Annotated in this window: 13 protein-coding genes and 2 pseudogenes; 11 read left to right on the forward strand and 4 right to left on the reverse strand. The window is 63.2% G+C overall.

All coding sequences use genetic code 11. The features are described 5' to 3' along the window. Positions 1-737 (reverse strand): annotated as a pseudogene (locus tag ENZ74_RS02970) (translocation/assembly module TamB); the annotation flags it as partial. A 3-nt stretch (positions 738-740) separates the two neighbouring features. After that, a complete protein-coding gene (locus tag ENZ74_RS02975; protein ID WP_063168512.1) occupies positions 741-2,669 on the reverse strand; it encodes an autotransporter assembly complex family protein in 1,929 nt (642 codons plus the stop codon). A gap of 272 nt (positions 2,670-2,941) precedes the next feature. On the opposite strand from ENZ74_RS02975, the gene ENZ74_RS02980 reads away from it, so the two are divergent. The 9 genes from ENZ74_RS02980 to ENZ74_RS03020 all read left to right on the forward strand — a co-directional run bounded on the left by ENZ74_RS02980 (position 2,942) and on the right by ENZ74_RS03020 (position 17,772). Continuing rightward, a complete protein-coding gene (locus ENZ74_RS02980; protein WP_063168513.1) occupies positions 2,942-8,440 on the forward strand; it encodes an alpha-2-macroglobulin family protein in 5,499 nt (1,832 codons plus the stop codon). Between the two features lie 174 nt (positions 8,441-8,614). After that, positions 8,615-10,696 (forward strand): penicillin-binding protein 1C, encoded by a 2,082-nt coding sequence (pbpC, locus tag ENZ74_RS02985; protein ID WP_063168514.1) that lies wholly within the window; start codon positions 8,615-8,617, stop codon positions 10,694-10,696. A 206-nt stretch (positions 10,697-10,902) separates the two neighbouring features. Next, positions 10,903-11,661 carry a M15 family metallopeptidase gene (locus ENZ74_RS02990; RefSeq protein ID WP_244514314.1) on the forward strand — a complete coding sequence of 253 codons (759 nt, stop codon included), beginning with the start codon at positions 10,903-10,905 and terminating at the stop codon, positions 11,659-11,661. A 220-nt stretch (positions 11,662-11,881) separates the two neighbouring features. Further along, complete coding sequence (locus ENZ74_RS02995) at positions 11,882-12,907, forward strand: sulfate ABC transporter substrate-binding protein (RefSeq protein WP_013530876.1); 1,026 nt, start codon at positions 11,882-11,884, stop codon at positions 12,905-12,907. 21 nt (positions 12,908-12,928) lie between these two features. Next, positions 12,929-13,780: a sulfate ABC transporter permease subunit CysT gene (gene cysT, locus ENZ74_RS03000; protein ID WP_013530875.1), complete on the forward strand. Its 852-nt coding sequence runs from the start codon at positions 12,929-12,931 to the stop codon at positions 13,778-13,780. Further along, entirely contained in the window at positions 13,773-14,657 is an 885-nt protein-coding gene (gene cysW / locus ENZ74_RS03005; protein WP_013530874.1) for a sulfate ABC transporter permease subunit CysW, read from the forward strand. Before cysT ends, cysW begins: the two co-directional genes overlap by 8 nt. Before the next feature lie 13 nt (positions 14,658-14,670). Beyond that, positions 14,671-15,711: a sulfate/molybdate ABC transporter ATP-binding protein gene (locus ENZ74_RS03010; protein ID WP_013530873.1), complete on the forward strand. Its 1,041-nt coding sequence runs from the start codon at positions 14,671-14,673 to the stop codon at positions 15,709-15,711. A 368-nt stretch (positions 15,712-16,079) separates the two neighbouring features. Further along, positions 16,080-17,066 (forward strand): sulfate ABC transporter substrate-binding protein, encoded by a 987-nt coding sequence (locus ENZ74_RS03015; RefSeq protein ID WP_013530872.1) that lies wholly within the window; start codon positions 16,080-16,082, stop codon positions 17,064-17,066. Positions 17,067-17,322: 256 nt separating this feature from the next. Further along, positions 17,323-17,772 (forward strand): Rrf2 family transcriptional regulator, encoded by a 450-nt coding sequence (locus tag ENZ74_RS03020; protein ID WP_013530871.1) that lies wholly within the window; start codon positions 17,323-17,325, stop codon positions 17,770-17,772. 114 nt (positions 17,773-17,886) lie between these two features. Here ENZ74_RS03020 and ENZ74_RS03025 read toward each other — a convergent pair whose 3' ends face one another. Together ENZ74_RS03025 and ENZ74_RS03030 are read right to left on the reverse strand one after the other, a co-directional pair. Beyond that, a complete protein-coding gene (locus ENZ74_RS03025; RefSeq protein WP_027160686.1) occupies positions 17,887-18,756 on the reverse strand; it encodes an NmrA family NAD(P)-binding protein in 870 nt (289 codons plus the stop codon). A gap of 43 nt (positions 18,757-18,799) precedes the next feature. Next, positions 18,800-19,222 carry a DoxX family protein gene (locus tag ENZ74_RS03030; RefSeq protein ID WP_024501529.1) on the reverse strand — a complete coding sequence of 141 codons (423 nt, stop codon included), beginning with the start codon at positions 19,220-19,222 and terminating at the stop codon, positions 18,800-18,802. A 73-nt stretch (positions 19,223-19,295) separates the two neighbouring features. Here ENZ74_RS03030 and ENZ74_RS03035 point away from each other — a divergent pair, with 73 nt between their 5' ends. Further along, complete coding sequence (locus ENZ74_RS03035; RefSeq protein WP_244514315.1) at positions 19,296-20,246, forward strand: LysR family transcriptional regulator; 951 nt, start codon at positions 19,296-19,298, stop codon at positions 20,244-20,246. 164 nt (positions 20,247-20,410) lie between these two features. Then, positions 20,411-20,798 (forward strand): annotated as a pseudogene (locus ENZ74_RS03040) (hypothetical protein); the annotation flags it as partial.

Genomic DNA, 20,798 nt, shown 5'->3' on the forward strand with positions numbered 1-20,798 from the left:
ATGCCGTTCCAATTGGCGAGCGGCCCGGTGCCCGAGACAATTATGTCGACCGGCGGCGTATCGGGCAGCTTGAGCAGATTGGCGATGATGCCGCCTGCCGGCTCCGAGGCCTTGAGGTCAAGATCGAGCCTGTTGTCCGCCGGCGCAAAGTGGATCTTGGCATCGACATTGCCTTGCTTGCCGTCATGGCGGGTGACGTTGAGCACCGTCGCGACCGCCAGCGGCGCGGCGTCGGCCTTGAGCATGCCCCTGGCGGCAAGTTCGGCGATGCCGCTGCCGGCCAGTTGCTGGCCAAGCGCGATCTCGGGCAGGTCGATCTGCTTGATGTCGATGGAAACCGGCAGCGTCGTCGTGCCGCCGCTCGGCGCCGGCTGCGTGCTGGCCACCGGCAACCGGGCGAGTTCTATGCGCTCGGCAGCGATGCGGTCGGCGCTGAAGTTTTTCGACAGCAGCGCCAGCGGCGACCAGTCGACGGCCACCTTGCGCGCCACCAGCCAGGCACCCTCGCGATCCTCCAGCACGACATGGTCGACGCTGAGGGCTCCCGACCAGATGCCGTCTATGCCGCTGACCGTGATCTTGCGGTCGTCGGTCGATGCCAGCCGCGAAATGATGCCGGCGAGATTGTCGCGGCCGCGCTCGGTCTTGGTTAGCACCACCAGCGCGCCGATCGCTCCCGCAATCACGATCAGCAGGGTGTAGAGAACAATGCGGAGGATGCGCCAGACTGTTTTCATCGCTCAGAATGCCTGTCCGATGCCGGCATAGATGCCGAAATGCGGATCGCCCGGATCGCGGTTGAGCGGCACGGCCGCGTCGATGCGCAGCGGCCCGAACGGCGTGACATAGCGCAGGCCGACGCCGGCGCCGACCTTGACATCGGAGAAATCGGGAACCGATTTGGTCGACACGGTGCCGGCATCGACGAACGGCACGATGCCGATCGTGTCGGTGATGGCGATGCGCATCTCGACCGAGGTTTCGAAGAAGGACAGGCCGCCGATCGGCTGGCCGGTGAAATCCTTCGGACCGATGCCCTGATAGGCGTAGCCGCGCACCGAACCGCCGCCGCCGGAATAGAAGCGCCGGTCGGCCGGCACATTCTGAAGCCCGGTGCCCACGATCGAACCGATGGCGACACGTTCGGCCAGCACGAACTTGGAAGCCGAATCCAGCGACTGATAGGCCGACCCTTCGCCCCTCAGCTTCAGGAAGGCCGCACCATTCAAAATGTCGTAGCTCGGCTCGGCATAGGCCAGCACCCGAAAGCCGCTGGTCGGGTTCAGGCGGTTGTCCCTGTTGTCGTAGACATATTGCAGCGGAATGCTGGCGATCAGGTATTTGTGCTTGCCGAAAGCGTCGTGGATGCGGGAATAGTCGAGCGCCACCTCGGCGGAAACCGTCTGCTTCTTGGTCAGTTCGTAGGACAGTCCGGTGCTGCCCTTGATCGAGAAATGGTCATAGGCATCAGGATGTTCGAGCACCGTCTTGACGCTGGCGAAGAACTTCGATGCCGGTCCGATCACACCGGGTTTCTCGAACATGATGCCGGCATTGTAGTTGAGTTCGCCGAGATCGTTGCTGCCGATGCCGCTGATCTTGCCATCGATGCGCAGCTTCTCGGCCCGGCCGAACAAATTGCGGTGGCCCCAATAGCCCTCAAGGCCCAGCCCCTCGGTGTTGGAAAAAGTGCCGCCGACGCCGAAATAGCGTGGCTTGCGCTCGCTGACCTGGACGCCGATCGGAATGTTGCCGTCGGCATCGAGCGTGTCGGCTTCCTTGAACGTCACGCTGTTGAAGACCTCGAGCGCCAGCAACCGGTCGCGCGCATCGTCGATCTCTTGCGGCGAGTATTGCCGGCCGCGCTTGAGGCCGGTCATGTATTCGGTGAAGTCGCGGTCGACCTTCTCGGTGCCTTCCACGGTGGTCGGGCCATAGCCGGCGACCGGTCCGGCGGCGACCGTCAGCGTCACGTCGAGCGTCGAGGTGGCATGGTCGGCGACGATCTGGCGGTCCGTCACCTCTGCCAGCGGCCTGCCTTGCTCCTTCAGCGTCCGCACGATCAGCGCCTCGGCCTTGAGCACTGCGCCGGATCCGGCGTCGCCGCCTGATATCAGGCCATAATCGGCGCTCATCAGTCCTGCCGCGTCGCCTTGCAGCCTGATATTGCCCAAGGTGAATTTCGGCCCGGTAGCAATGTCGATCGCCACGGGAACCGGCTGCGGACCCTTGAATTCGGCATCCGGCGGCAAATCGTCGAGCGGCTTGCCGTCGATGGTGACGGTGACGACGCCTTCGTAGCGGGCATCGGCATAGAGCGCGGCGACAAGCTGTTCGCGGTCGCTGCGCGCCTTGGCCATCAGCCCGAGCGAGCCTGAAACCGGACGCTCCTCGTCGCTCTTCAGCGCCGAGGCATTTTCGAGCTTCTTGACCAGGTTCTTGTCGGCATCGGGGGCATTGATGGTCACGGCGTAGCGCAGCGGATCGACGATGTCGGCATCCTCGTCGCTGGACGATCCCCACAGCTTGATGCCGAAAAGCTCGAAAGCGGCCGCCGGGGACGATTCGGCGACGAGCACGGTCGAGCACATCATGGCCAGCAGCAGGGCGCGCGGAAGCGCACGCCCTGGCGCGCGACCTCCTGACATCTGCTCTTCATGCGCCGGCATTAAGACAACCTAGGTTACAAAACTAAAATTGGAATGAAGTTCTGAAGCGCTCGTAAAGGGGCCACAATCCAATTGTCTGAAATAGGACGGGCTTGGAATTCACACCTTTTGCGTCGCCGCAAGAAAGCGTGATCCCCTGTCCTATGGAGGTACTACCGGTCATCGACCGGAAAGGAAACCGTTGGCAGGCGGAACCCTGCCGCGTCCTTGTGTTGACAAGCCTGACTGAAGCTTGATCATGCCCGGACGTCAGCTGTGTCTGGAGGGGTGTTATGGCAATGCGCGCGGCTCGTGGTCTTTCGATTCTGATTCTCCTGTTTTTTGCCTGGGCCAATGTCCTGGCCTGGAGCAGCGTCTCGCAGGCGGCCGAGGCCCGGCGTATCGCGACAACGGACAATTCCGATTATTTCGGTTTTGATCTCAGGTCCGACCAGAATGTGACAATCGACCAGTGCAAGACGACATGCCTGGGAGACCCGGCCTGCCGCGCCTTCACCTACAATAAAAAAGCCAAATGGTGCTTCCTCAAATCCGACTACAACCAGTTGAAAACCTTCAACGGCGCGGTCGCCGGCAAGGTCGTCAACATCGATGGCGATCCTGATATCGGCGCGCCGCCGGAACTCGCCTTTTTCCCCAACTGGATGGCCGACCAGGCCCAGCAATACCGCAACAAGCTGCTCGGCCCGGCCTATGACAAGCCGACAGAAGGCATGGCTGCCTTGCTGAGTGCCGCCGAACAGGCCGTGCTGACCGGCGACCACCGCTCCGCCATGCTGAAATACGAGGCCGCTGTCTCGGTACTGCCCGATGATGGCCAGCTCTGGCTCAACCTGGCGCGTGAAACGCTGGCCGTGCAGCCCGCCGCCAGCACATCCGAAGCTTCCACTTTGCCGACGAACGGCACTTCGGCCGCATTCAATGCCTATAAACTACTGCGCACCACCAAGACGCGCGCCGAAGTGCTGGCGCTGCTCGGCAACGGCCTCGACAAGCGCGATCTCTACCGGCCGGCGCTACAGGCCTATGAGGCGAGCCTTGCCCTGAACCCGTCGCCGGCGGTCCAGGCCGACTATGCCGATCTGAAGGCGCGCAAGGGTTTCCGCGTTATCGACCACACCATCGACGCCGACACCAGCGCGCCGCGCATCTGCGCGCAATTCTCCGAAGATCTGGTCAAGACCGGCGTCGATTACGCGCAATTCGTCACCGTCGACAATGCACCGCCCAAGGGCGTCGAGGCCAAGGACAAGCAGATCTGCGTCGAAGGGCTGGAGCATGGCCAGCACTACGACGTCACCTTCCGCGCCGGCCTGCCGGCGGCAATCGGCGAAGTGACCGCGGCACCCGTGGTGCTGTCGATCTATGTCCAGGACCGCGCACCGTCCGCCCGCTTCACCGGTGATAGCTTCGTGCTGCCGGCCGGCGCGCGCCGCGGTATTCCGATCGTTACCGTCAACATGAACGCCGCCGAGATGAAGCTCTATCGCATCGGCGATCGTTCGCTGGCACAGCTTCTGTCGGGCTACCAGTTCCTGCACCAGCTGGACGGCTATGACATCTCCAACATTTCCGAGCAGATGGGCGCGCCGGTCTGGCAAGGCCAGCTCGACATCGCCAATGACCTCAACAAGGAGGTCACCACCTCCTTCCCGGTCGACGAGGCGGTGCCGCAGCGCAAGCCCGGCGTCTACGTGCTGACCGCCCAGGCCGTCAACAACAAGAGCGACGACTACAACTCGATGGCCACGCAATGGTTCGTCGTCTCCGACATCGGCCTGTCGACCTATACCGGTCAGGACGGGCTCAATGTCTTTGCCCGTTCGCTGGGCAGCGCCAAGCCGATCGCCGGCGCCGAACTGACGCTGGTCGCCAGGAACAATGAGGTTCTGGGCACGGCGACGTCGGATGCCGACGGCCATGCCGTCTTCAACCCCGGCCTGACGCGCGGCGACGGCGGCATGGTGCCGGCCGTGCTGATGGCCAAGCAGGGCGACAATGACTTCGTCTTCCTCGACATGGGCCGGGCCGGCTTCGACCTGTCCGACCGCGGCGTCACCGGGCGCGCGGCGCCAGGTGCGCTCGACGTCTATGCCTGGACCGAACGCGGTATCTACCGCGCCGGCGAGGATGTTCATGTCGCCGCACTTGCTCGCGACGGTGCCGCCAAGGCGGTCGAAAACCTGCCGTTGACCTTCATCTTCTCGCGCCCCGACGGCGTCGAGGACCGCCGTATCGTCAGCGACGGCGCATCGGCCGGCGGCCATGCCGTCGACCTGCCGCTCGCCCCCAACGCCATGCGAGGCACCTGGTCGGTGTCGATCTACACCGATCCCAAGCAGCCCGCGGTGGCCAGCCAGATGTTCCTGGTCGAGGATTTCGTGCCGGATCGCATCGAATTCGACATGAAGGCCGACAAGCAGGAAATCGCCCAGGGCGAAACCGCCAACATCGACATTGACGGCCGCTTCCTCTATGGCGCGCCGGCAGCAGGCTTGGCGCTGGAAGGCGAGCTGACGCTGTCGACTTCGCGCGACTGGGACCGTTTCCAGGGCTTTTCCTTCGGTCTCGCCGACGAGCAGTCGGCCGAACCCACGGTCACCCCCCTCGCCGATCTGCCGGTGGTTGGCGATGACGGCAAGGCGACCTTCCCGGTCTCCGTCGACCAACTGCCCTCGACCACCAAGCTGGTCGACGCCAAGGTGACGGTCAGGATGCGTGAAACCGGCGGCCGCGCCATCGAGCGCTCGCTCAACATCGGCATCCGCCCGCAGGGCCATATGATCGGCATTCGTCCGGATTTCGCCGACAATGAAGTGCCGCAGGGCGGCACGGCCAAGTTCAGCCTGATCGCCGTCGATCCCGACGGCAAGCGTGAGGCGCTGAAAGGCGCGCAATGGACGCTGGTCAAGGTCGAACGCAATTACCAGTGGTACCGCTCCAACAATTCGTGGAATTACGAGCCGGTGACCTTCACCAAGTCGATCGCCAACGGCCAGGTCGACCTCAACGCCGACGGCGACGCAACGGTCTCCGTGCCGGTCGATTGGGGTCAGTACAGGCTCGAGGTTGAAACCGCCGATCCGGAAGGACCGGCGACCAGCTACGAGTTCGACGCCGGCTGGTATGTCTCCTCGACCACCACCGAAACGCCTGACGGCCTCGAAATCGCCCTCGACAAGGACAATTATGCCGCCGGCGAAGTGGCCAAGCTGAAAATCTCGCCGCATTTTGCCGGCGAACTCTTGATCAACATCGGCTCCGACAAGCTGTTGAAGACCATCACGGCGTCAGTGCCGGCCGGCGGCAGCACCGTCGACATTCCGGTCGGCGACGACTGGGGCGCCGGCGCCTATGTCACCGCAACCCTGTTCCGGCCGGGCGATGCGCAGGAGACGCGCATGCCGGCCCGCGCCATCGGCGTGAAATGGCTGAAGGTCGATCCGGGTTCGAAGAAGCTCGCCATCACCTTGACGCCACCGGACAAGACCATGCCGCGCCAGCAGCTGTCGATCCCGGTTTCGGTCGCCGGCGTGCAGCCGGGCAGCAATGCCTATGTCATGGTTGCCGCCGTCGATGTCGGCATCCTCAATCTGACCAGCTACAAGGCGCCGGATCCGGAGAACTGGTTCTTCGGCCAGCGCATGCTGGGCATGGAAATCCGCGACATCTACGGTCGCCTGATCGACGGTTCTCTGGGCAACGCCGGCAAGCTCAGGACCGGCGGCGACGGCGCCAACATGCAGGCGCAAGGCAGCCCGCCGACCGAAAAGCTTGTCGCCTTCTTTTCCGGCGTCGTCGAGCTTGACGCCGACGGCAAGGCGCGGGTCGACTTCGACATCCCGCAGTTCAACGGCACCGTGCGCGTCATGGCCGTCGCCTGGACCAAGGACGCGGTCGGCCACGCCCAGTCCGACGTGATCGTGCGCGATCCCGTGGTCATCACCGCCGGCCTGCCGCGCTTCCTGGCGCCTGGTGACGCCGCCGTTATGCGCCTCGACGTCGCCGACACCGATGGTCCGGCCGGCGACTATGCGTTCTCGATCGAAACGACGGGCGACCTGTCGACGGGCGACAAGCCCCTGCCCCAGAAGCTGACGCTCGCCCAGGGCAAGCGCCAGACGCTAACCGTGCCGCTGATCGCTCAGACGGCCGGCAATGCCTCGCTCACCATCAAGCTTGCCCATGCCGACGGCACCAAGGTCGAGCAGACGCTCTATGTGCCGGTGCGCCCGGCGCAATTACCGGTCACCACCCGCCTGGTGGTCGACCTCAAGGGCGATGGCGGCGCGCTTCGCGTCGACAAGGAGCTGCTCGCGGCAAGCCTGCTCGACGGCGCCTCTGTCAGCGTCGGCGTTTCGCAGGCTGCCGCCTTCGACGTGCCTTCGCTGCTGATGACGCTCGACCGCTACCCCTATGGGTGCGCCGAGCAGACCACCAGCCGCGCCATGCCGCTTCTCTACGTCAATGAATTGGCGTCAGGCATCGGCATGGCCAGCGATCCAGATATCCATGGCCGCATTCAGGACGCCATCTACAAGGTTCTGAGCTATCAGGCCTCGGGCGGCAGCTTCGGCCTGTGGGGGCCGGGCTCCGGCGATCTGTGGCTCGATGCCTATGTCACCGACTTCCTGACCAGGGCGCGCGAGCAGAAATACGACGTGCCGAGCCTGGCCATGAACCAGGCGCTCAGCAACCTGCAGAACTCACTCGGCTACGACCAGAGCGTCCAGGACCGGGGCAGCGAGATCGCCTACGCCCTCTACGTTCTGGCCCGCAACAAGAAGGCCTCGATCGGCGACCTGCGCTACTATGCGGACACGCAACTCGAAGCTTTTTCCAGCCCGATGGCCGTTGCCCAGCTGGCGGCAAGCCTGGCGCTCTACGGCGATACACCGCGTGCGGAATCGACGTTCAAGACTGCCCTGCAGTTGGCCAAGTCGACCACCGACTACGACTACTACCGCTCCGACTACGGTTCGCGGCTGCGTGATGGCGCGGCGATGCTGGCGTTGGCGGCGGAATCCAAGCCGGTACCGACAATCGTGCCGGAGCTGATCAGGCTGGTGACCAGGGAACGCGCCGAAGCCCGCTGGACCAGCACCCAGGACGAATCCTGGATGCTGCTGGCGGCCCGCGCGCTGAAAGAAGGCAATGATACGATCACGCTGACCGTCAATGGCGCGGCACATTCCGGCGGCTACTCCGACCAGGTCGAAGGCTCTGACCTTGTCGAAAGCCCGCTGACCATCGCCAACACCGGCAAGACCCCGCTGCAGGCCGTCGTCACCACGGTGGCGTCGCCGGTCCAGCCCCTGCCGGCCGGCGGCGATGGCTTCACCATCAGCCGCACCTACTACAAGCTCGACGGCACCGAGGCCAATGTCACCGAAGCGACGCAGAACGAACGCTATGTCGTCGTGCTCAAAGTCAACGAGCAGAACACATGGCCATCGCGCCTGCTGGTCACCGACCTGTTGCCGGCCGGCTTCGAGATCGACAATCCCGGCCTGGTCTCCAGCGCCCAGTTGACGAACTTCTCGTGGCTGGCGCAGACCGATGCGGCCCATCTCGAATTCCGCGACGACCGTTTCGTCGCGGCATTCAACCCGGCCGACGGCGACCACGACCACAATCTGACCCTCGCCTATGTCGTGCGCGCCGTGACGCCGGGTACCTATGCGCACCCCGCGGCAACGGTGGAAGACATGTATCGGCCGCAATACTCGGCCCGCACCGCCACCGGCATGATGGAGATCAAGGCGCCGTAAGGCGCTGATGGTGATGGACGCGATGAGCAAAGTGCCCCCTCACCCGCCCTCCGCTTCGCTCGGTCGACCTCTCCCCGAGGGGAGAGGAGACGGCCAGCGCTGGCGCCAGTCTCTTCTCCCCACCGGAGGGAAGGCGGCCGCGAAGCGGCCGGATGAGGGGGCATCTTTACTGCCATGAAGATGCTTCGCAAATTCGCTGTTGGAGCGGCAGGGTGCGCCGGCATCCTCGCCCTTTCCGCCGCGTCCCTCTGGGAACTCGACCGCGCCTTCCCGCCCCCGCTTCCAGCCGAACTCACGGTCTCCACCGAAGTCCAGGACCGCGATGGCCAGTTGTTGCGCGCCTTCGCCACGCCGGACGGCTACTGGCGGCTCGAAACCCGGCTCGACCAGGTCGACAAGCAATTCGTCGACATGCTGGTCACCTATGAAGACAAACGTTTCTGGGATCATGAGGGCGTCGACGTGCTGGCGCTGGCGCGCGCCGCCGGCCAGTTCGCCACCAGCGGCCACATCGTTTCCGGCGGCTCGACGCTTTCGATGCAGCTTGCCCGGCTGATCGAGCCGCGCGAAAGCCGCAGCCTCGGCTCCAAGATCAAGCAGATGCTGCGCGCCATCCAGATCGAACGGCGGCTGTCGAAACGCGAAATCCTCGAACGCTACCTCACGCTGGCGCCTTATGGCGGCAATCTGGAAGGCGTGCGCGCCGCCTCGCTGGCCTATTTCGGCAAGGAGCCGAAACGGCTCACCGTTTCCGAATCCGCCCTGCTCGTCGCTCTGCCGCAGCTGCCGGAAAAGCGTCGGCCCGACCGCAATTTGAAGATCGCCCACGCCGCCCGCGACCGGGTGCTGACCCGAATGGTCTCCTCCCGCCTGCTCGGCGAGCGCGAGGCCGCACGGGCCGCCCTCGACGATGTCTCGGACCTGCGCCGCACGCTGCCGGCGCTCGCCGCGCACGCCGCCTATGCGATGTTGCCCAAGGCCGTCCCCGGCCAGCCCTTGCAACTGACGATCCGCAAGAGCGTCCAGGAGGGGCTGGAACAGGTGGCGAGGGACGCGGCCACCAAGCTCGGCCCTCGCCTGTCGGTCGCCATGGTGCTGGCCGACTCCCGCACCGGCGACATCCTTGGCGAAGTCGGCTCGGCCAATTTCTTCGACGCCAGCCGCTCCGGCTGGATCGACATGACAAAGATCGTCCGCTCGCCCGGCTCGACGCTGAAGCCGTTCATCTACGGTCTTGCCTTCGAACAGGGCCTGGTGGCGCAGGAGACGCTGATCGATGACAGCCCTGTCGATTTCTCCGGCTACCGGCCGAAGAATTTCGACATGGGCTACCAGGGCGATGTCAGCATCCGGCAAGCCCTGCAACTGTCGCTCAACGTGCCGGCGATCCGCGTGCTCGACGCGGTCGGGCCAACGCGGCTGATGGCGCGCTTCCGCCAGGCCGGCGTCAGCCCCATACTGCCGGTCAACGAGGCGCCGGGCCTGGCCATCGGCCTTGGCGGCGTAGGCGTCACGCTGCGCGACCTCGCCCAGCTCTACACAGGGCTCGCCAATGGCGGCAAGACGCACACGCTGCATGACGGCACCGAGCCGGCCAATGCCGAGCGCACCAGCGCCACCATCCTCGACGGTCAGGCCAACTGGCAGATCATCGACATACTGTCGGGCGTCAAGCCGCCCGAGGGTGCCCTGCAGCGCGGCATTGCCTACAAGACCGGCACGTCCTACGGCTACCGCGACGCGTGGTCGGTCGGCTTCGACGGCCGCTATGTGCTCGGTGTCTGGGTCGGCCGTCCCGACGCCGGCGCGGTGCCCGGACTGTCCGGTTATGTCTCGGCCGCTCCCATCCTGTTCGAGGGTTTTGTCCGCTCGGGCCTGGCCACCGTCCCCTTGCCGGGCAAGCCGCCCGGACTGTTCAGCCCCAGGCGCGAGGACCTGCCGGTGACGCTCGCCCGCTTCGGCGCCGGGGCGGACGGCCTGGTGCAGGCGACAGTGACCGAACCCGCACCGACCATCATCTTCCCGCCCGACGGCGCCCGCGTCGATCTCGGCACCAATTCGGTCGACGCCTCGCCGCTGGTGCTGAAGCTGCAAGGCGGCCGTGCGCCGTTCCGCTGGCTCGCCAACGGCAAGCCGCTGGTGGGCATCGACCGTCGCCGCACCGCGACCTGGCAGCCCGACGGCGCCGGCTATTCGACGCTGACCGTCATCGACGCCGCGGGACGCGCGGCGAGCGTGAAGGTGTTTGTCGAATAGACGGCTGCAAGCGATTCGTGGAATTGGCTTTCCACAGGCTCAGCGGATAGCGGGATACTTCACCCATGCCTGTTCCGAGGCACCCCCCTCTGGCCTGCCGGCGATCTCCCCCGCAAGGAGGGCGATCGGATGTCCTTGCCGCTTTCGCCAGTTATCAATGGTGGAGCAGGACGCCAAAGCTGACAATCTCCCCCCTTGCGGGGGAGATGCCTGGCAAGGCAGAGGGGGGTGCCTCGCGCGATCCTTTCCTGTCGGCAGCCTCAGCACTGGCAGCAACAATCCTTGTCACGGCAATCACCCTCCCTGCTCTCGCTGACCCACTCCCCGCCGGCTTTGTCCGGCTCGCCGATGTCGACCCCTCGATCCGCCAGGACATCCGCTACGCCGGATCGGATAATTTTCTGCACCGCAAGGTGAACGGCTATGGCGCCCCGGTCTGCATCCTCACCGAGGATGCGGCGAAGGCACTCTCCGCTGTCCAGAAAGCGATCGCGGCCAAACGCCTGACCCTGGTGGTGTTCGATTGCTACCGCCCTGCCCGCGCCGTCGCCGACATGGGCGAATGGACAAAACAGGGCGGGCCGCCCGATCCGCAATGGTATCCGGAGGTCAGGCGCAGCGACCTGATCGCCAAGGGCTATGTCGGAGAGTTGTCGACTCATTCACGTGGCTCGACCGTCGACGTCGCCGTCGCCCAGATGGACCGCAGGTCCAGCCCGAACCCGGCCTGCGGCACCGGGGATGCCGACACGCTCGATTTCGGTACCGGTTTCGACTGCTTTGATTCAATGAGCGAAACCGCATACCGCGGCCCTGCCAGTGAAGCGGCGGCAAATCGCAAGATGCTTGTCGAAGCCATGCGCGCGGGCGGCTTCAAGAACTATGCAAGGGAATGGTGGCACTTCACGCTGAAAAGCGAACCGTTCGCCAAACAGCGTTTCGACTTTCCCATCACCGCCGATTGAGGCACCGGATCAAATTCCACACCTTGCCTCGGCACTACCCATTGCTAGATAGGCTGAGTGGCAGGGCCATGGATTCTTCCTTTGGCCGCAAGAGGAAAATATTTCTCCAAAGGACGAAATGGCGCCGAACATTTTCTCAAGAGGGGCAAAAAAGGCAACATTGAATGCACCTAATTTCTACCAATTCGGTAGATTTGGCGCAGGTTCAACGGAGGCAGAAATGACCAAACCTCATTTCAGGAAACTGCTCGGCGCACTGGTCGCCACATCTGTCCAGTTCGGCACGCTCGGTTTCGCGTTTGCCGATACCACCATTCTCAACGTCTCCTACGATCCGACACGCGAGCTCTACAAGGCCTATGACGAAGCTTTCGTCGCCCATTGGAAGGCCGAGACCGGAGAGACGGTCACCGTCCAGCAGTCGCATGGCGGATCGGGCGCCCAGGCCCGCGCCGTGATCGACGGCCTCGACGCCGATGTGGTGACGCTGGCACTCGAAGGCGACATCAATGCCATCGTCTCGAAGTCGAAGAAGATCAATCCGGACTGGCGCACCAAATTCGAAAACAATTCGGCGCCCTACACCTCGACCATCATCTTCCTCGTGCGCAAGGGCAATCCCAAGGGCATTCACGACTGGAGCGACCTCGTCAAGGACGGTGTCCAGGTGATCACGCCCAATCCCAAGACGTCCGGCGGCGCGCGCTGGAACTATCTCGCCGCATGGGCCTACGCCAACGCCAATGACGGCGGCGACGAGACCAAGACCAAGGAGTTCGTCGGCAAGCTCTACGCCAATGCCCCGGTGCTCGACACCGGCGCGCGCGGCTCGACCGTGACCTTCGCGCAAAAGGGTCTCGGCGATGTGCTTATCGCCTGGGAAAACGAGGCCTATCTGGCGCTCGACGAGTTCGGCGCCGACAATTTCGACATCGTCTACCCGCCGACCTCCATCCTGGCAGAACCGCCGGTGGCGGTGGTCGACGCCAATGTCGATGCCAAGGGCACGCGCAAGATCGCCGAAGCCTATCTGAGCTGGCTCTATTCCAAGGAAGCGCAGACGATCATCGCCAAGAACCATTATCGTCCTGCCAAGCCCGATCTGGTGCCGGCCGAGGACCTCGCCAAGCTGCCGCCGATCAAACTTGTAACCATCGACGATCCACAGTTTGGTGGCTGGAAAAAAGCACAGCCTTATCATTTCGGCGATGGTGGTATATTCGACCAGATCTACAAGCCCCAGTAAGCAGTCGATATTCAGGACGACATGACCACAGCACCCGCCCAGGCGGGGTGGCGATTCAGGCAGCCGAGCGTCATTCCGGGTTTCGGATTGACGCTCGGCTTCTCGCTTGCCTACCTCACCCTCATCATCCTCATCCCGCTATCCGGGCTGCTCTGGCGCTCGGCCGCCCTTGGCTGGCCTGAATTCTGGGCGATCGCCACCGATCGCCGCACCATCAATGCGCTGAGAATCAGCTTCGGCACTGCCTTCGTCGCGGCTGCTGTCAACGTCGTCTTCGGCACGCTGGTCGCATGGGTGCTGGTGCGTTACCGCTTCCCCGGCCGCCGCATCGTCGATGCCATGGTCGATCTGCCCTTCGCCTTGCCGACGGCTGTGGCCGGCATCGCGCTGACCACGCTCTACGCGCCGAACGGCTGGATCGGCAAATTGCTGATGCCGCTCGGCATCAAGGTCGCCTATACCCCGCTCGGTATCGTCATCGCGCTGATCTTCATCGGCCTGCCCTTCGTCGTGCGCACCGTGCAGCCGATCATGGAGGAGATCGACAAGGAAGTGGAGGAAGCCGCGGCCACCCTTGGCGCCAATCGTTTCCAGATCATCACCCGCATCCTGTTTCCGGGCCTGGCGCCGGCCATCGTCACCGGCTTCGCGCTCGCCTTCGCGCGCGGCGTCGGCGAATACGGCTCGGTCATCTTCATCGCCGGCAACTTGCCCTACAAATCAGAGATCGCGCCGCTGCTGATCGTCATCCGGCTGGAGGAATATAATTACCCGGCGGCAACCGCGATTGCGGCGATCATGCTCGCCCTGTCATTCATCATGCTTTTGGTCGTCAATCTCGCACAGTCGTGGAGCCGCAAGCGCTATGGCTGATCCGGAGATCAAATCTTACGAACCGCACCATGAAAGCCAGTCGGCGGCGGTCACGGAAAGCCGCCCGGCGCGTCTGGCCCTGATGGCCGTCGCCTTTGCCTTCCTCGGCATTTTCCTGCTCTTGCCGCTGATCATCGTCTTCAACGAAGCCTTCGCCAAGGGCATCGGTGCCTACACCGAAGCGCTCGGCAATCCCGACACACGCTCGGCGATCCGGCTGACGCTGCTGGTCGCCGCGATCTCGGTACCGCTCAACATTGTGTTCGGCATCTCCGCCGCCTGGGCGATCGCCAAGTTCGAGTTCAAGGGCAAGGCCTTCCTGACCACGCTGATCGACCTTCCCTTCTCGGTCTCCCCGGTCATATCGGGCCTCGTCTATGTGCTTCTATTCGGCGCCCAGGGGCTGCTCGGCACCTGGCTGAAAGCGCACGGCATCGTCATCCTGTTTGCCGTGCCGGGCATCGTGCTGGCCACAATCTTCGTCACCTTCCCCTTCGTCGCCCGCGAGTTGATCCCGCTGATGCAGGAGCAAGGCAATGGCGACGAGGAGGCAGCGCTTTCGCTTGGCGCCAATGGTTGGCAGACCTTCTGGTACGTGACCTTGCCCAACGTCAAATGGGGGCTGCTCTACGGCGTGCTCCTGTGCAATGCGCGCGCCATGGGCGAGTTCGGCGCAGTCTCGGTGGTGTCGGGCCATATACGCGGCCTGACCAACACCATGCCGCTGCATGTCGAAATCCTCTATAACGAGTACAACGCCGTCGGCGCCTTCGCCGTCGCTTCATTGCTTGCGGGCCTGGCGCTCGTCACGCTGGTCTTGAAAACACTTCTCGAGATGCGCTACGGCGCCGAGATCGCCGCGACGCGCGGACACTGACAGAGGGATTTGCATGGAAGTTCGCGTTGCCAACGTGCGCAAGGAGTTTGACCGGTTTCCGGCCCTCCACGACGTGTCGCTCGATATCAAGTCGGGCGAACTGATCGCGTTGCTGGGGCCGTCCGGCTCCGGCAAGACGACGCTGCTCAGGCTGATCGCCGGACTGGAGCGGCCGACGCGCGGAAACATCTTCTTCGGCGACGAGGACGCCTCGCACAAGTCGATCCAGGATCGCAATGTCGGCTTTGTCTTCCAGCACTATGCGCTGTTCCGGCACATGACGGTGGCCGACAATATCGGCTTCGGCCTGAAGGTCCGGCACGGGCCGTCGCGCCCGCCGGCGCAGGAGATCCGCCGCCGCGCCTCCGAGCTTCTAGACCTTGTCCAGCTGTCGGGGCTGGAAAAGCGCTATCCGGCGCAGCTTTCCGGCGGCCAGCGGCAGCGCGTGGCGCTGGCGCGCGCCATGGCCATCGAACCCAAGGTGCTGCTGCTCGACGAACCGTTCGGCGCGCTTGACGCGCAGGTGCGCCGGGAATTGCGCCGCTGGCTGCGCGAAATCCATGACGCCACCGGCCACACCACCGTCTTCGTCACCCACGACCAGGAAGAGGCGCTGGAGCTTGCCGACCGCGTCGTGGTGATGAGCCAGGGTCGCATCGAGCAGGTCGGCACCGCCGACGACATCTACGACACGCCGAACTCGCCCTTCGTCTACGGCTTCATCGGTGAATCGAGCTCGCTTCCCGTCAAAGTCGAGAATGGCGAGATCTGGCTCGCCGACCGTCCGATCGGGCTTGCCGCGCCCAACGAGCCCTCGGGCGATGCGACGCTCTACTTCCGCCCGCACGATGTCGAATTGCTGGACGGCTGCAGCGGCTGCATCGCCGGCACGGTCGCCGCCAGCCGGCGCGTCGCCGGCACGCGCCGGGTCGAGCTTGAAATCGGTGGTGAGCGTCAGCGGGTCGAAATCGAGTTGCCGGTCGATCATCCCGCGGCGCAAAAAAGCCGGGTGGCGTTCCGCCCCGGCCGCTGGAAGCTTTTTCCGGCGGCTTGATTCTCGGCTCAAGCGCTACGCCAACCGGTTTTCGACCTTCAGATTCCTGATCCGGGTGAACTCTCCCGTGTTGGGCTGCGGTTGTTGCGAAACAGCTTCGCCTCCTTGGGCGGCGTTGAATGACGGTTCTGGGGCATGGCGGCAGCTCTTTGTATATGCCTTTTGTATATGCCATGCAGCACCGCAAACAAGGCGCAGAAAAACTCCGACGAAGGTAGCCATCTCCTGGAACAGAATTCCAACAGGTGCCAACTTAGGCGATATATTTTCCCACGACGAGGCCGCGAACCGAGAGCGCATGCCTCGTCGCGCATGATACGTCACGGCTATGGTCCGACCATCAACGCATTGCATCGGAGCCTGTTTTCATGAAACGATTTTTCCTCGGGCTTGCCACCGTCGCCGGCCTGTTCCTTGCATCCTCCCAAGCCTGGTCGGCCGACAAACTGCTCAACGCATCCTATGATGTCGGCCGCGAACTGTTCGTGCAGGTCAACAAGGCTTTCATCGCCCAGCATCCGGGCGTCACCGTCGACCAGTCGCATGCCGGCACTTCGGCGCAGGCACGCGCCATCGCCGAGGGTCTTGGCGCCGACGTTGTTACCTTCAACCAGGTCATCGACATCGACTTCCTGGTCAAGAAGGGCCTCGTCTCGGCCGACTGGCAGAAGGATTTCCCTGACAATGCCTCGCCCTTCTATTCTCTGCCTTCGTTCCTTGTCCGCGCGGGCAACCCCAAGCACATCAAGGACTGGAACGATCTCGTGCGCGACGACGTGCAGGTGATCTTCCCAAACCCGAAAACATCCGGCAATGCGCGCTACACCTATCTGGCGGCCACCGCCTACGCCAAGGAAGCCTTCAAGGGCGATGACGCCAAGGTGAAAGAGTTCATCACCAAGCTGTTCAACAACGTGCCGATCTTCGACACCGGCGGCCGCGCCGCGACCACCACCTTCGTGCAGCGCGAGATCGGTGATGTGCTGATCACCTTCGAGTCGGAGACGCGCGGCATCCGCAAGGAGTATGGCGACGACAAGTTCGAGCAGGTTACGCCTTCGGTCAGCCTGCTGGCCGAATTCCCGGTCGCCATCGTCGACAAGGTTGCCGACGATCACGGCACGCGCGATCTGGCCAAGACCTATCTCGACTTCCTCTACACACCGGAGGGCCAGGACATCGCCGCCCGCAACGGCCTCAGAGCCCGCGACGCCGCTGTGGCGGCGAAATACAAGGCTGATTTCCCCGATGTCCGGCTGCTGACGGTGGAAGACGTTTTCGGCGGCTGGGACAAGGTGCAGAAAGAGCATTTCGCCGCCGGCGGCCTGCTCGACCAGACCTACGGCAGCCGCTGAGGCAGCGATACCTGCACAGCAGACGAAAAAGCCGGCGCGCTGCCGGCTTTTTTCGTTTTTGAACGCCGATAACCTGGTTATCAGCGGAATATCCGCGTTCTCAGTGCAAAACGTTACAAAGAATCAACGCGTTTATGCCTAACGTGCAATTTGGTGGCTGTTTCGCGAAACATCATCGCGCGGCGAAGACGTCATTATTTGCACACAAACAGTCGCCAGATGCGAGTGGTTGGGGCTTTTATGGGTTGATCTGGGCATGCTGACAAAAAAAGGCAAATACGGCCTCAAGGCCCTCGTGCATCTGTCTGGCCTGCCGGCCGGCCAATTGGCCTTCGTCAATGACATCGCTGTGGCCAACAACATCCCGAAGAAATTCCTCGATGCCATCCTGGGCGAATTGCGCAATGCCGGCTTCGTCCAGAGCCGCAAAGGCAAGGAAGGCGGCTACCGCCTTGCCCGGCCGGCCTCCGAAATCAAGATCGGCCATGTCGTGCGCGTGCTTGACGGGCCGCTGGCGCCAATCCCTTGCGCCAGCCGCACGCAGTATCAACGCTGCGAGGATTGCGACGAGGCGACCTGCCAGGTCCGCCACATGATGCTGGAGGTGCGGCAGGCAATCGCCGAAGTGCTGGATAATCGCAGCCTCGCCGCCATGCGCGATGCCGACAATGACGATTTTCCGGTCGAGCTGACGTCGCAGATCTAAACCACCGACTTCAAGCTGATCGCGTTCAGATAGAGATTCCTGCATTGAAGGAGAGGTTCTCCAAATCTCGGGTTGCGAAGCTCGAAATCACGGAGAACCTCATGCAGTTTTGGCCTATCCGTTCACGTTAGACGCAGCCTCGAATACAGCGCGTGCGGACGTCGTACCCGCTACGTGCTCCGTACCCGCCACACCGAGGTCCATCCATCCCGCATTCACGGCCTCGAACATTTCTTCGGCGGGTCCGGAGTGACCCTTCGGGATGCCGAATTGCTCGAACGCTTCCGCCCACCCCGCACGCGGAATTGCAAAGGCTTTCACGGCGAGATTCAGGACTTCACCCAACTGCTCGGCGACTTCATCCGCGGTGACCATCGAACCGATCTCGACGATGCGCTGCCCTGACCACGTCGACCCGGTCAAAAGGGTTGCGACCTCTGCGCCGATGTCGTTCGTCGCAACCATGGTCGATTTCCGGTTTGTCGGATTGTAGTAGACCGGTAGCATTCCGCCCTGCGCGACCTGCAAGCCGTAGAGGAAATTTTCGAAGAATCCCCCCGCGCGCACAAATGCGGTTGGTGATGTCAGGCCGCGAAACCCTTGCTCCAGAAGCGACAAGGCCGCGATCACCCCGTGCCCGCTTGTTCTGTTCGCACCCATCGACGAAAGCGCGACCACTCGCGGCGGCGCTGCCTTGGTCAGAGCCTCGACATAGCTAGCAATCACGCTCCTCGCTTCTTTGTAATCGGGCGACGGCGCCCAGACAGGGGGCAACATGACGAACGCGCCTTCGACGCCTTTGAGGGCTCGCTCGATGGCTGCCGAATCATTCCAGTCGCCGTCTACCAGTTCCACGCCCTGGTTCGCCCAATTGGCCGCCTTGTCGCGGTTGCGGACGAGTGCGCGTACCTCCTTGCCGTGCGCCAGCAGATGCTCTGCCGTTGCGCCGCCAACTTTTCCCGTGATTCCCATTACTAGGAACATGTGTTTTCTCCTGATGTCGGGGGACAGAGCTGCCCCTGTTGGTTCAATGGATGAGCGGCAGAATGGCCCGGATACGGGGATCGCGGAGATAGAGGCCGCCCCAGGTCATCGCGCCCAGAAACAGGGAGATGATTTCCGGCGGCGACCCCAACTCACCGATGCGGAGATGGGCGCAGATGGCACCTCCCAAAAAGCCCGTCACCAGGATCGCGCCGAGGACGGCGGTGACCGGGATGGCGTAGAGGATGGCGCAGGCGAGGATGATCGGACCCACGACACGGGTCAGGTCCATCGCAAACCCGGTTTCCTGCAACATGCTGGCGATCTGTGCCGGCGCGAAAAGCTGAACAGTGCCATCTGCCGTCAGGGCGATGACGACAAACGCGCTCATGATCCGGCCGGCCCACAGGGCGCGATGCAAGGTCATAATTTCCGGTGTCTGATGCAGGTTCACAGTTTCGGACACTTGTCATTCTCCGATGGGGAGATCCCATATTCGAAGCTTACTGTGCCTCTCAAATGTGATAAATGCCGAGAAAATGAACCAACTGTTCTCTTTTTGGGAAACAATCCGAGGCACGAAAATGCAGAATCTCGAACCCATCCTCATTTTCACAACGGTCGCGGAAATGGGGAGCTTCACCCGCGCGGCCGATAGCCTGGGCATCCAAAAGGGGAGAGCCTCAACGGCGGTCCGCAAGCTGGAAGAAGATGTGGGTGTCAGGCTTCTGCACCGGACGACGCGCAGCGTGCGGTTGACGGAGGACGGACGCGCATTTCATGCCCGCGCCCGCGATCTGCTTGCTGAAGTCGATGATCTGCACTCGATGTTCGCAGGCGACCGCGTGGCACTTCGCGGCCGTTTGCGGGTCGACCTTCCGACCGAAGTGGCGCGCACAACGATCGTACCGGCTTTGCCGGATTTCATGGCGGCTCACCCCGAGTTGGAGCTGGAGGTGTCGAGTACGGATCGGCAAGTCGATCTGGTTCAAGAGGGGTTCGATTGTGTATTGCGGCTTGGACCCATTCGCGACGAGACCCTGATTGCCCGCCCGTTGGGCCTGTTGCGCATGGCCAACGCAGCCAGTCCCGCCTATCTGGCGCGCCATGGCGTGCCTCGATCGCTGGAAGATCTCCAGCGTCAGGAACATAGGGCAATTCATTTTTCGACGCTGCTGGGCGCGCGACCCTATGGATGGGAATATCCGGACGGCGACAGCTACGCGACGCTTCAGTTGCCAGGTGCGCTACACGTCAACAGCGCACAGACCTACGAAGCAGCGGCCCTCGCCGGCCTCGGCCTGATCCAGGCGCCACTCTTGGGCATTGGCCGATACTTGGGGAGTGGAGCGCTTGTCGAGATCCTACCCGATTTTCGTCGCCGGCCGCTCGCCGTGTCCCTCGTCGTCGCACATCGGAGCAATCTATCGCGCCGGGTCCGCGCGTTCATGAAATGGATCGAAGATGTGCTGACGCCATATATGGAATAGCGATACGACTATCTTCGTCCGGCCCTCGAAATCAACACTTCGTAAGCGGCGCGCTTGTCTCAAGTCTAGGGCAAGCGAAATTTGCAGAAGTCTTGAGCGCGGACATGACCTTGCACGGCCCAAGCCGACGCAGTAAAGCGGGGTTCGAAGAACGGGCTGGACCGATGAGGCTGTGGTGGTTAGAAAAATCCCGCAAGGCCGCCCGCAAGCTGCCGTCGGCAGCCAGTTTCCGCACTGAAATCATCGCAGACGTCTTCGTCCCGGAACGGGCGGAGGATGTACGCTTCTTCAGCCGCAAGCTGGTTCGCCCTGGCCGGCTTCGCCGCTTTTCCAACAAGGATCTTCGCGAAGGCCTGCTGTCTATCTTCTATCTCGTGGTGGCGGCGGCACTGCCGGTGCGGTGGTGGGCGCCGATCTGCGGCCGCGTATCGAGGTTTCGCCTCAAGCGCCATATGCGCAAGGAATTCCCGGCCTACGCTGCCGCCACGCTCGCGGTGCTGGGCGATGGTATCGATGCACGCAAGCTGTTCGAGGGATTGCTGGCAGCGCGCC

Source organism: Mesorhizobium sp. M7A.F.Ca.CA.002.15.2.1 (assembly GCF_003998715.1).
GTDB lineage: Bacteria > Pseudomonadota > Alphaproteobacteria > Rhizobiales > Rhizobiaceae > Mesorhizobium > Mesorhizobium ciceri.